General features: G+C 46.8%; 4 protein-coding genes. All 4 read right to left on the bottom strand.

All coding sequences use genetic code 11. From position 1 onward, the window contains the following. Positions 1–256 precede the first annotated feature (256 nt). The 4 genes from ABJD64_RS00340 to ABJD64_RS00325 are packed head-to-tail and all read right to left on the bottom strand — an operon-like array spanning position 257 to position 13631. Positions 257–1060 carry a hypothetical protein gene (locus ABJD64_RS00340; RefSeq protein WP_348182050.1) on the bottom strand — a complete coding sequence of 268 codons (804 nt, stop codon included), beginning with the start codon at positions 1058–1060 and terminating at the stop codon, positions 257–259. Then, positions 1057–8310 carry a DUF6443 domain-containing protein gene (locus ABJD64_RS00335; RefSeq protein WP_348182049.1) on the bottom strand — a complete coding sequence of 2418 codons (7254 nt, stop codon included), beginning with the start codon at positions 8308–8310 and terminating at the stop codon, positions 1057–1059. The genes ABJD64_RS00340 and ABJD64_RS00335 overlap by 4 nt, the downstream gene beginning before the upstream one ends. A 10-nt stretch (positions 8311–8320) precedes the next feature. Next, on the bottom strand, positions 8321–12379 hold the full coding sequence (locus ABJD64_RS00330) for a PKD domain-containing protein (RefSeq protein ID WP_348182048.1): 4059 nt from the start codon (positions 12377–12379) through the stop codon (positions 8321–8323). Continuing rightward, the gene (locus tag ABJD64_RS00325) at positions 12372–13631 is read right to left on the bottom strand and encodes a hypothetical protein (RefSeq protein ID WP_348182047.1); all 1260 of its coding nucleotides are present in this window, start codon (positions 13629–13631) and stop codon (positions 12372–12374) included. Before ABJD64_RS00325 ends, ABJD64_RS00330 begins: the two co-directional genes overlap by 8 nt. Positions 13632–14077 lie beyond the last annotated feature (446 nt).

The following is a 14077-nucleotide window of genomic DNA, read 5'->3' as shown; positions in this document are numbered from 1 at the left end:
ATTTCATCACCTTAGCACACATTGCACGCGTTACGCCGAAAGGCTAAACGCGTGCGGAGACCGAGCGGAGGCTCCAATCACACCTGATATTGTTCTCGCCAAAGAAAAAGGCACAAGTAAACACTTGCGCCAGTTTTCTTATTTTATTCTTGGACCAGTTGGGGGGCCAGCCTCCATCTCAATTACAGCATGTAAAGAACTATTTATTATTCAAGCCCATCTTTACTTCTCGGCACACCTTGGACCAGATGGGTATTTACTGCACCCTATACTTCTTCCACTCAGCAAGCCTCTTATTAGATATTCTTACATAATCTTCTTTAGATGTCTTGGCATCCAGTAATTTCAGCTCATCCTTTATGTATTCCTCTGTATTTACTTGTGGGTTTATTGACATCTTGAGATTTTCATTGGAAAGATCATATCTAAAGATTATCTCATTATCCATATTAGTAATTTCTACTTTCGAATTGGAAATCCAGCGCAGTTTTCTAGCAATAACACCGAAATCATATTCCAAAATCGATAACTTGAACAATTCAATTATCTGTTTGTTATTAATTTCCAGCGAAACTACATTTTCAAGCTCTCCAAACTCAAGTGTCACAAAAGCTAAATCCTTTTTATTTGGAGATGATTGTTCTCTAATTAAAATAAGCTTTTTTGTATAATTTGACTTAATCAGTGATGATTTTGATTCCTTTAAAGCGTCTGTTGATTTCCAATTAAGCTCTTTAGCCGCATAAAGAAGTGCCTCCATTAACCTTTCCAATAAGAAAGAATATTTCTCCTTCTTCTCGTCAAGCAGTTGGTATTTCTTTATGTCAACAAACCACCTTACCTGACAAATATTTACAAATTTGTTTGGCGGTATGATATTCACATCAATAGAGCTATCAAGCAATTCTACAGTTATCCTATCTAACTTAGGAAGCCTTGAGCCATCCAGATTTTCGCTAAACAGGGTTGAAACAAAGTTTGCTTCATAATTTGCTTCTTCGTTCTCAAACTTTGTTGTTCCAATATTTTTAAAAGCTAGTGTTATTGGCAATTTTTTCATTTTGGTAATTTCTGTAGTGGTAAACTTGTTGGTCCATACACCCTTCTATGCAATCGCACGAGCGTCTTTTCAAGTTCTAGTGCTTCTTCTCTAGTAGAAGTTCTGTAAAGAATATTGTACCCATATAACTCCGTTCCACTTCCATAGGTAAACTCAAAAGCATTCAAACCTACAACCTGATATTCAGGCCGAGGATTACCGTTTCTTCTTATGAAATCACGCCTGCTAGATACTCCGTATTTCTTTGTCTGAAACTCACCTGAAAGAACATTGAAAGACCAAATTTCATATACAATATTTGGTTTCTTGCTCTGTTTGTTATTTCCGTGAAGAATGGTTGCAGCTACACCTGTAATTATTCCGAGTTCGACCAATCCTTCGATAGCTATAGGTAAAAGGCGTAAAACCCCAACAGCACTATTAGCTTCAATTACATCACCTCCTCCATTTGAGTTATTAATAGCATCAAAAACTTTGTAACTGTTTAGATAAGTTCTTTCTCCATTAATCACACCATTCACTCTAGTGTAACTGTGTGCAAGGGTGTTATTACTTATTCCTCCATCTGCATCTACAAAAGCATTAATTCCAAATATCTGACTTATTGTAAATGCATTTTCTGCTGTCCATTTGCGTTCGCCATGCCTTCTTCCATATTCTTGGGTTGCTGCCGCATTTCCATTTTTAGCATCCCTGCGAATATCTTCCTCACTAGATGCAGAATAATCACCAGTTACAGAAGCTAAATCCCTTTTTGCTGCAGCTTCCTGTGCATCTAAGAATGGGTCACCAATGATCTTGTAATTCCGGTTAGGACCGCTACCACCGCCACCAAATCTTCCGCTTGGCGCCCATTCATAAGTTGGTGCCGCCTTGTCCCCCAATGGATCATTAAATGTAATTGGATTGCTATAACCATAATGATACGGAGTCCAGGAAACAAACTGACTCGCCAATGGATCAATTGCATTAAACCTGCCTAGGACAGGATCATAATGGCGATAGAAAGTCTCGTAATTGCCTGAAGTCTCATTAAGCTCCGCCCCAGCGTTGTAGAGGAACTTATTAGGGATGTTAGAGGTCCTTGAGAAAGATTCGGCGTTCAGGCCAAAGGGATAGAAGTCATTAGACTGTACCACCTTGCTCTCGGTATGCGTCACTTTGAAATCATCAAAATACACCTCCGCATTGTTGGTGCTCTCGTTCGAGACATAGAGATAGATATACCCTTCTTCGGTGATGGGCAGATCAAAACTTAGCTTTTCATGGCTGTGAGCAGTCGGATTGGTACCCGGAATCTCTGCTGCATCACTCACCTGTTGAAAACCAAAATCCACCATCTCAAAGTTCTTGTCCATCAGGATGTAATTGAGGTAGGCTCGAGGCACGGTTTCATCTACATCATTCCAGGCAGCCAGACCTAAAAAGCCCGCCTCTTCCATAAAACTAAATACCTGGGTGGTCTCTCCATTGATGGTCGGCAAGCCAAACGCACTCGTCATAAAACCTGCCATCTGACCAATAGCCGCATCGTTGGTGGAAGAGAAGTTTGCATACTTGGCAAACACTTCCGCTTTGATCGTGTCACCCGGGAATACCTGCAGCGGGATGGCTGCACCAATCACCTTTTGTGGGTTGTCCACTGCATTGTTGATACGGATCGCACGATTCGGCGAGGATACTATCGTAGTGTCTGTATGATTGACATAGTTGGCAACTACGACCCCAGTCACATCAATATTAGAAAAATAGCTCTCTTCTTCGGTAGACCGGGCAGTTTCCATCGTGGCCAGATACTCGAAGGTATTGGGCTCGGTGGTGAAGGTGAGCCGGATGTTGCCCTGGTGGTCTTTGATGTGGTATTGGTGCTCGTAGCCGAACCCACCCCCAGCCCCTCCAGGGAGGGGAGTTGCGATGATACGGCCGTCGGCATGTTGGATGCTTTGTAAGACACTGTCTTTGTAGAGGAATGCGCCCAGGTAATCGGTGCGATCCAGCAACACATCAGTTTTACTATACGAAGCTACAGCCAGCTTGGTACCCGAAGCGGTATAGGTATAACTTTGATACGTACTGTCTGCTTTGGTTACTTTCACGGGCAGGTTGAGATGATTATAAGCAATGCTGTCCAGCCCCTTGTTCTTGTCTTCTGTCAAGTTGCCGTTTGCGTCATAAAGATAATCATCCCCGGTAGTATTCCCATCTTTAAAGCCCAAATCTACGGCTGCATCGGCTACGGTGAGTAGCTGGTTGCCGTTGTAGCTATAAGTAAGACTGTCCAGCGTAGTACCATCCCAGTGGTTTCGCTCCAGTGCCTCAATATTGCCGTTGTGATCATAGCTGATGGCCTCTACTGAGAAGGCATCATCGCTAGCCCAACTGCTGGCTTTATTGTAGTACTGTGCAGCGGTGAAGCGATTCATTTTATCGTATTCATAGGCATATCCCTTCTCATCGGTTTCACCCATTCCTTGCGCACTGCTCCATTTCACACCGCTGATGTTGCCGTTGTAGGCTTTGGTGGTGGTCATTCCGGTCATGGCTTGCTCATAGCCCAGCTCCATGCCCCAGAGATCTTTACCACTATCGGTTTCTACATCGGTCAGGGCCGCATCATTCAAGGCAGTGAGCCACCCACGGATGTTGTAGGTGAAGTCGAGGCTCTGCTCGAAGGTGGTGCCGTTGTCGGTAGAGTGTATTTTCTTGTCTATAAGTTGACCCAGGTCATTGTAGCTGTAAGAGGACAGTAGGATCTCGGCTTCGCTGTCCAGTTGCTGGTATTGCTCCAGGATACGCCCCGCATGGTCATAGTCAAATCGATTGGTGATCAGTATGGTGTCGGTAGCGGTATGATGGCGCTGCCAGGATTTGAGGGCTCTTCCTGCAAAGTCGTATTGGGTAGTGGCCCTATCGGTGCCCCCAAAGTGGTTCTGGCCTTGTGCCTGGATGGCACGCCCATATTTATCATAAAAAACCACACTGGCCAGCCAGTCAGTGGCGCCCAGAATCCTGACCTTGCCACCAGTGCTTAGCCCACGGGTACGGCTAAAGGGTGTGGGTTCGCCGGTGTAGTTTTCGGCCACATAGCTGTAGTCCGCTGTGCCATTGTTGTCAAAATCATAGTCATCAAAGTAAGAGACCGTCAGTACTTCTATACCTGTGGTAGGAAAGGCCAGATTGGTATAACCATGATTCGTGGTAGCGTCCGCCTCGTGATATGCAGTTTCCGCATCCAATAGTGCCTGTATACCGGCAGCCGTAGTTGTCGTCGTGTTGGTATACAACCCGGTCATCACCACTCGGTTGAACTGATCGTATTTCACATACGTCCATTGATCGTCGGCCCTCAGATTACCGTCCTGGGTTAGCACGATCCGATCCAGGTTGTCATAGATAAAATACTGCACCTCGGCGCCCGGTACTTTCTTTTCTGTGACCCGGCCTAAATCGTCATAGGCATAGGTAAACACCCAGTCGTCGATAAAGGCGGCACTGAGACTCACCGACCCTGTTGGGGCCAGGGCTTCCATGCCTTCGGGTGAGATGGTATATTTCATCCGACCCAGCAGGTCGTAAACCGGCGTAGTGACGGCCCAATCATTGGTGCCCAACTCACGACGCTGCATTACAGTTCTTCCGGATTTATCGCTAAAAGATTGAGTTTTATGACCATTTTCGTCGGTAACCTCTGAGACCCAGAGTACGTCTGCAGGGTAAAACCCTGCAGACGTACCATCTGATTTCCACTGGCGCACTTCATTGGCCACATTGGTTCGGTAGGCATACTTTACTGTATGCCCGCTACCGATCTTCCAACTGTCGCCCGGCGCAGCTGCTTCGGTGATGCGTTGCAAAGGAGAGTCCTCGAATATCACCTCAGAAAAAGGCACATTACTATCGGCTATATCATCATTGACATTGTTGTAAAAAGCAGCCTGCTCGGTCAGTAGCTTAGAGATATTGAACTGATGCGTAGCCATGGTACTGGTCGCATATGGCATATACTGCTTTTGCTGACGACCATACTGGTCATAGACATTGATCTGTGTCAGGTCGTTTTGGGTAGGACTGGCACTTTTGGTGACCGTCTGCAAAGTCCGGCCCAGTCCATCGAAATAGGCTTGGCTGACCAGCGTCGTGTCAGTGCCTAGTGGGATCTGAGCTTCCACAGTGATGGGTTCCAGTACAGCGGTTCGTTTCACCTGGTCGTAATTGGTTTTTGGTGTAGCTACTTCATTTACAGTAACGGTGACTGTATCAGAGTAGTAAGTACCCAAATCGGTCACGTCCAGCAGTGCTCTGAACTTAGTGTCTTCCAGCAAGGTGAAGGGATAAGTCTCATCGACATCGGGAGTATCATAGTTTGGGTCTAGTACTTCAAAGTTGGTACCGCCATCGAAAGATACTTCCCAGTCGATGATCTTTCCGTCCAGATTGTCAATATCTATCAGAATGTCTTCACCATAGGCCACGCTCGACTGTGCCGTTGTGATGGTACCGCGACTCCACACATCGATATGAATGGGATTAGAAACATCCCAGGGGCAATAGTAATTGGTAGCCTTGAGTCGGTAGCTAATGCTATCTGTTATATTAAAAGATAAAGTATCATTTGTTCTGTTGGCCATGTCGATCCAGGAACTACCATCATAAAACTGCCACTGCTTGTCACCAACGGCAGTGCCTGCCACCTCCAGGGTATCGATACCCTGATCCAGGTAGATAGGGGTTGTGCCGTTAGTCAGTCGGATGGTATCTGCCTCAGAGTCGGGCCTTGATTCGATCTGCACCGCATTGGTATAGACCACAGGGCAATCATCGAGTTGCACTTCTGCGCGGTAATATTTTCGTTCGTTGTAGACACTGTAATCCACCGAGTCTTCACCAAAATCATTGCCCGAATGAGGCAGTACCAGTTCTCCACCCCAGGTGGCCCAGTTGACTGAATCGGTTGAAGTTTCAAACTTATTGATGTTACGATTAGCCCCTGTAACCCTGAGCAGCCCCGAAGCGAGGCTCCCGCACTTTTCATAGGAGTTGCCTACAACATTATCGATAGCTAGTGTGCCAGGCACCGAGGATTTAATATCAACGGTAACTGTGGCTTCTGCAGGCAAGCATACGCCATTCTGTACGGTTGCTTTGTACTGGGTGTTGGTTGTTAGATTATTATAGTCCAGGATTGGTGACGCCGAGTTTGCGATATTGGTCCAATTCGAACCTCCATCTTCGCTATAAGACCACCAAACTACGGACCCGGTATGGCCAGAAAGGGTAAGCGTGCCGTTGGCACCAGTACAGAAGGTGCCACCTCCTGAGATGGTCCCTGCTACCGCTGGGTTGTCTACATTGACTGTAGCGGTTGCAGAATAATTGGGGCAGTTGCCGTTTTCAACATAAGCCCTAAGCTGCACGTCATTAAAGGCAGAAAAGGAATAAGTAGTGGTGGTATTGGCAATGGTCGTCCAGTTGTTGCCCCCATCGCCACTGCTTTCCCAATGTAGCACATTTCCTACTTGGTCAGTGATAGAGGCAATCACATTAGTAGTTTTACAGACAGAAATACTGGTTTCGTCGCCACTGCCTGGTGTGATTTCCTGTGTTACTCTCGTGATGCCGGCTACGGTCTCGGCGTTGACAGTCACTACTTGTGTAGTGGAATAATCCGAAGTACAATTGGAATTTTGCACTTCGGCCCGATAGGTATAAGTACCCACACTGTTGTTGCTGTAGTCGTAGGTGGTCATGCCAGCTGTATTTGCAATATCGGTCCAGCTTCCACCATACGTATGAAATTGCCATTTTTGTACCGCACCTGTATGGCCTGAAAGTGTGAGTGTGCCACTGGCACTGCCACAGGCAGTAGTCCCACCACTGACCGATCCACCATCAGAGGGTGTATACACCGGGATGATCCCTGCTGAAGGATATGCATAGCTGCAATACCCATTTTTTACTATAGCTCGGTATTCGGTAGCCACCGATACCGGAGACACGGTAATGGTAGCAGAAGTGCTGCCTACAGCGGTCCAGCTTGAGCCGCCGTTTGTCGATTTGTCCCAGCCAATAATGGAGCCGGTGTGCCCGGAAAGGGTCAACCAGGTATCCCCACTGTTGCAGACCGAGATATTGCCTGATATCGAGCCCGCTACAGTAGGTGCATCTACGTTGACCATGACCGTGTTGGAGTAGACCGCACCGCAAACACCGTTTTTCACATAGGCGCGATAGTAAGTGTCAGTGGTCACATTGCTATAGCTTTGGGTGGTAGAAGTATTGGTGATATTGGTCCAGCTGCCTCCAGAACCTACTTTTTTCTCCCATTTCTGCACATTGCCTCTTTTGCCTGATAGGGTGAGCGTGCCACTGCCGCTCTGGCAATGGTTGCCCGCACCAGAGATCGTTCCTCCTATGGAAGTCTGGTTTACATAGACTGTTTTGGTTGAGGAGTATTTAGAACTACATAATCCGCTTTTTACCTGGGCCCTGTACATGGTGGCCTGTGTGACTCCAGACACATTGTAGGTAGTAGAAGTATTGGTAATGTTAGTCCACGAGATACCTTCATTGGTAGTTTTTTGCCATTTCAGTACACTTCCGGTATGCCCACTCAAAGTCAGGGTTGTCGAGATGCTGCCACATCCGGTGTCGCTACCAGAGTTACTGATACTACCACCTACTGTAGTAGGATTGACGGTCACCGTGGTGTAGCTTGAAAAAATATTACAATTGCCATATTCTGCTCTGAAGCGAGTGGTTTGCTGGATATTGCTGAAACTGTAAGTGTTGCTGGTTCCGGAGAGATCGCCCCAGGAAGACCAGGAGCTGCCATTCCAGGTTTGTTTCTGCCAGTTGGAAGGGCCTGTAATGGCGCCACTTATCGATACCGAACCGCTGCTGCCCTGGCATTTGGTCTGGTTGCCGCTGATATTGCCTGCTGCAAGCAGGTAAATGGTCTGGGTGAGTGTAACCCAGCCCTGGCCTTGCTTAAAGTATTTGAATTTAATTTGCTTGCTGCCACCGGCCGTACTCCAGTTGACGCTTACACTTGGGCTCGTGGAAGATCCATTGATGGTACCACCAGTAGCAGTCCATTTGTATCCAAATCCACCCACTATTTCAACAAAGTAGTAGTAAGGCGTATTTGGGCAAACATTAAAATATCCATCAATGCTTTGCGCATTGGAAGTAAAAGCTACACTTACTAAGAGTAGAACTGTGACGAGTATGTTTTTGTTTATGCTTTTCATGGCTCAGTGATTAGTAAGTGATTTCGTTTGGACAAGTAGAGAAACTCTCATAGATCACCACCGTTTTGGTATTGGAAGTAATCGTTTCAGGCGAGGCACAACTGGTAGTGACCTTGCAGCGTACCTGGTAGGTGCTCAGGTAGCCCAGTGATACTGAGGTAGAAGTAGAAGTTCCTACATCGCTCCACGTACTGCCACTGTCCTGGCTGACTTCCCAGTCGTAACTCAGGTTGGTACAGTCGTAGCAGTTTTCGATTTCCCCGATGGTGAAAATGGTCTCGGCCAGCTGCGTGCCGGTCGGGCTGTAGCAGCCATCATCGAAAACCTGGTGTACAGCGCCCGTGCAGGCATCGATCCTTTGGGGGCCTGCCGCACAGATGCTTACCGATTTTACACCGGGATCCCATTCCAGGGTCTGGTATGAGTCAGCAGATTTTCCATTGTTGGTAGCGCGCAACCGGACCGTATAGGTATCGTTGGCGCTGTAGTCGTGGGTAATGGTGGTGCCTCCTGAGGTGTCTGTGACCGGAACCAGGTTAGGAGCCTCACCAAAATACCATTGATAAGTATAGCCCGTGGGGTCAGGTTCGTCGTATTCGAAAACCGCATCGCCGTTGCAGTCGCTTCCTTTGTAATGGAAGTAAGGGTTGACTGGTTTGGCGACCTGGCGATCGGTGTACTCGTTCACGCTCACGATGTTTTTGTCATCATCGCGTACGAGGGTGTTTCTCAGCAGGCCATCGTATTCCAGATATTGGGTGATACCCAGGGGTGAGGTGGCTGAGAGCACTTCAGATTTGCTGCCCAAGCTGCTGTAGCTGACCCTGGCGTTTTCAGGATATAACAGGATGTCATCGAGGGTCATGGTCTGGTCTGTGACCAGTTCCACTGTAAATTCATTAAGACTGGTGTCACTCACATTGATTGCCGCCTCGTAGTAGATCCATGAGGCATCACTGGTGAAACTGATAGTGGCCGTGTCATAATTGGTCGTCAGTCCCAAATTTTTCAATGTGGCCGTCAATGTACCGGCAGCGGCTGGATCGCTGATCCATAACGACAATAGATAAGTATCGGTATTGCCTTTCTGAAGTGTTACAGACAACTTTTTTGCAGATCCGGTAGCAAAAGACAAGGCCTGGAGCCCGGTACGCCCAGCGGTGTAAGGGTCAGGTGGATATTGCGTCACGTCAAAGTTCATCTCATGACCAGTTGTGGTTTCAAAACCGGTGTAGCTCACTTCTTCTGCTTTGGCGTTGGCCATTGTAGCATGAGGGTAGGTCTTGTCGTAGCCCCAGTGTACCCCGCTGTAAACTTGATTTCTCCCTACAGTGGTAGTCGGGTTGTCATTGGCATCATAGCCTTCAATTGTACTGATCAACTCATAATTGGCATCGAAACTAAATACAGCGGAGTCTCCACTGTTGTCCACACTCGATGTCACCAGGGTGTTTTGCGGGGTTTTGAGTACGTATTGCTTGCGGGGCAGAACTTTTCCAACCGAGAAGTCACTGAATAGGGTTAGTGATCCGGAGGTTATTTTTTCTGATTCTCCTACTTCCTGGGCAGTTGTATATTGCTCTATAGGTAGGGCCAGAATGTTTCTGGCAATCATACTATCGAGTACTGCTACCTGGTCATCTTTAGCTGGCTTGGTGATGCTATAGTCCTGAGGATAGATGAGGTGTTGCTTTTGGACGGTGCCGTCGCTATTGGTGGTTGAGATTTTATTCACCTTCTTGTGAGTGGAGCTGTAAGTGTAGTCGGTGACGGTCTCGATCATCTTATTAATGCCTGCCGGATCATAGATGCGATCTATTTTTTTATCCAGCACATTGGCCAGATTGGCAAACAGCTTGTATTTACCAAAGACATAAAAGTAATCCGGAGTTTGATTAGCTGCTGGCGTGCTGTCGGCCAGGTGTGTTGGCAGTTTGTCATAGTCCAGGCCGTAAACAAAATCAGCGCCTGAGCCGGTATAGATGCGGGTGTATTCATAGAGGGAAGCAGAGATCAGGCTGTCCTGCTCATCGTAAACCTCGGTTTTTTCCAACAGGCCTCTTTCAAAGTCATAGTTGGGATTGTAGCTCAAAGGAAAGACGTTAAATCCGCTCTGGGTAAGACCGCTTACATGACCAGCAGTATCACGTGCGATCTGGATGGTAGTCGGGCTCCATTCTCCTGCGTTGGCGGTGATATCACCAATCATGGCAGGCAGGCTGTAGTCGTAGCTCACTTTACCATTGCCGGTCTGACTGACTTCTACATGTGCATAGCGAACACCGCTGTTGGCTCCGCCATTGAGATCGAAGTTGGTGAAGATGGTATAGTAGGATGGATTCGCTAAGCCTGCAGAATCTGTATAGGCCTGTACCCAAGTAACAGTCTGTTGATTAGAATTGATATTAACATCATGTCTGTAAGGGGTGCCAAAGGCAAACTTGGGTCTTTCAACAATCAGTCCTGAGGTGATGGTGTCATTGTCAGCCTTGTGATAATTGTAGCTAGTGGTGATGTTGTTTTTGTGACTCACTCCGTCGTGAGTGACTGTCTTGTAGACTCTTAAGCCACTGCCCAGATAAGTAGAATCTTCATCCATGTATTCATTGGGCTCATAATACAACCGGGTGTTGCCACCGGTGGGATAGGTGACTTTGCGCAGGCTGCCGTAATGGATGGTCTTGGGATTGACTGTGCCGTCTTTTCCCGGGACTACTTTTTCGGCACTTTTGGCATCGTGTTCAGAATGCAGGGGCTCCATGCGGTAGCGGCTGTCCTTAGCGAGTACAGCAGCAGTAGTATCATAAACGTAGCACTTCATGGCCCCCTCAGATTCCTTTCCATTGTAATACCCCCAGAAGTCTGTGGCCGTTGATGAGGATTCGGGCAACAGGGTGAAAATGTCGTCTACGCCATAGTAATTAAAACTATAGCCCGGCAGCACATCACTGCCACTACGCTGGTGGATAGAGGTTAAAAATTTTCTGCCCAGAAGTTCCAGGTCAGCATTTGTAGGATCTTCAATACTGATCTCGGTGGGTATGGCTCTGGTGTAAAACAAGTCATATACTTTGACGAGCTGATCATTTCTTCTGTAGAGCTGGATACCGGTCAGCTTGTTGTCCGTGATAGAATCGTTTCGTGAGGCAATTTCAAATGTAGCCCGGTCACCTGACGGTGCCAGGATTTCTTTGAGTATATAGTTGGAAGAGAGAATGTACTTTTTACCAAAAGCACCGCTGGCACTACCTGTAAATTCGTAAGTCTTGGCCGCCCCTGTAAACCATGATTTTTTAGCTTCAAAATTGTTACCTGATAGTGTTTGGTAGTTGAGCTTGATCGAACTGCCATTGGGTAGTACAATGGAGGTCAAATGCCAGTTGGTGCGGTAAGAGACCGCTGTGCCATATTGCTCCTGCGTTCTTTTGAAATAGACTTCGGCCGGATCAAAGTCAACTGCCTCACTCATCGTATCAGAGAGATCGAATATATATTGGATCCCACCTGCATCGGTGATGGTAAACCAGGTAATATCACTTGTTGATGTCGAATCATAGGCTATCCTGATATCCTGGTGGCCTTGTAGCTTGATTTTTCCGTTGTGGTCAAAAAAGAACTGACCAGACACAAAAGGAGTGTTGATATAGAAGACGTCTGGATCAGTATCGTGGCTTGCATCCAAAGCTTCCAGATTCTGGAACAGGATGTTTTCAGCGTTGGTAGTGACGAAGTTTTTTATGGTAGTCCCTACACCATTATGCAGCCAACCAGTGGTGGCTTTGTCATCGGGCAGGCCTCTGACTTCCCTTGAGATGCTGCCTCCTGCGCTAAGATACCAGTTCATGCCTACCACACCCGATACGTCTGTGACCCTAACGCCACTGGCGCTATAGCCTAATGAGATTGGCACACTAAAGCCACCTTCCTGGATAATGTGGATCGGGATAGAGACGGAGCCGGTGCCGGTATGGGTGTCTACATTTACATTGGGCTGGGCCGTAGCCTGATGCATTAGCATCAAACTCATCAGGGCCATACAAGCGGCGATTGATTTCATTGTTCTATTCATGAGTACTTCCTTTTTTATGGGTAGGGAATATTTTTTCTAGATTTTGGATCTCAAATCCCAGGCGTAAAACCCAGGGACTGGAGTAGATTTGACTGGTGTCATCATAGGTAAAGTTGTATTGCAACAATAGATTACCACGCAGGTTGCCGGTCAGGCTAAAAGTCTTACCCACCCCGGCCATCAGGCCCCAGGTGGTCTGGCTGCTGCTCTGAACAAGCTCGCTTTTTTTGGACACCATCGTTTCGGACTCTGCATGGGCATAAAAGCTTTTGAACAGTCCGTATTCGGTAAAAAGCCTGCCCCCGTAGGTCTTTGAATCCAGGGAATTGTACCATTCCTTGCCATTGCCAAACTCAGCGCGATAGGCAAAGCCCAGGCCTGTGGACAGGCGCCGGGTCCATCGGTAGGCAATCGATGGGGAAAAATCAATGTTGAGGTATTGGTCATGGGTCAGTTGCAGGCTGCCACCCACCTTCAGTCTTCTTTTCAGAGGAAGTGAGGCCATCGAGTTGCGGGTTTTTACTTTACCGATATCTTCAATGGATACCAGGGACTCGTATTTCTTTTTGTAGTTTTTGATGGTGTTCTCCACGCCGTTCAAAGAAGTATTCTGTGCAACGGTCTGTACTTTGGTCAGCTTGAGAATGCTGTTTCTGCCCATGGCCGGTTTGGAGGTGACCAGCGAGGCACTTGCTTCTTCCATTTGCTCTTGTCCGGAGGCCATTTGTGTCTGGTAGCCATCTATTTGGGCCTGTTGCCCGGTGATGAGATCGCGCTGGGTGTTGAAGGTTTCCAATTCCCGAATTTGTGAGGAGAACAAGTCACTGTTTTCAATTGACTCCAATGAAAGCTTGGGTAAACCTTGATTGGGATATGGAGCAAGGCTATCTGCACTCCACTGGGAACCTGTGTCTTTGTTTAGATATAAGGCCTCGTAGTAGGCATACTCATCCTGGAGGGGGGATCGGTAGCTAAGTGTGCTATCAAAACCATAGGTCGGCTCTTTATAGCGATGGGCGAGGTGACTGGCTAAAAATAGGGAATCGGTCTTTTTTTCATAGTAGCGGTCTAGCCGCCTCATGTTTTTCAGACTGTCTCGGATGGCTTTTTTCTTTGACTGATAGGATGCTCCAGTCTGTGAAATATTATTGAACCACCGGTTGTTGGAGGTTACAGTAGTTTTGATCTGCGCCCATCCACAAACGGGTGCCGCGGTTAAAAGAAGTAAGATCAGTATGGTTTTATAATCCAACCTCAAGACTTAAAATAGGTAGGTATGATTTGTGCAGATACGCTGTGCGCAAAAAAGCATAGGCATGATTATAGGCATGATTAAATAAGTTAGGTTCATCTGAATGGAGTCGGTTCTTTGATTCTATATGTTTTTAATAATTGTGACCATTAATACCCAGAAGGAAAAAAAGTCAACAAAATAGTTTTTCAACAAGCCTTTTCTTTTGACTCGTATACTACTTGGTACCACATTTCTGATTTGGTAATCATCTTTTTGAAAAAAAGATTTTTTTAGAATTCTGAGTACAAAATCAAATGGCAAACGGGACTTGCAGAAATAGGAAAATGGTATTATTGTCCTGAACAAATGGAGGACGCTTGAAGGGGTATGAACTGTTTGAGACGCATAGGGACTTTCCTTTTAAGTATCCTAATCCATACAGTTCATGTAGCTAAGGCAGTAAT

Origin of the sequence: Reichenbachiella sp., assembly GCF_039944555.1 — a bacterium.
Lineage (GTDB): Bacteria > Bacteroidota > Bacteroidia > Cytophagales > Cyclobacteriaceae > Reichenbachiella.
The sequence above is the reverse complement of the archived record's forward strand: the minus strand, read 5'-3'. Positions and strand labels throughout refer to the sequence as shown.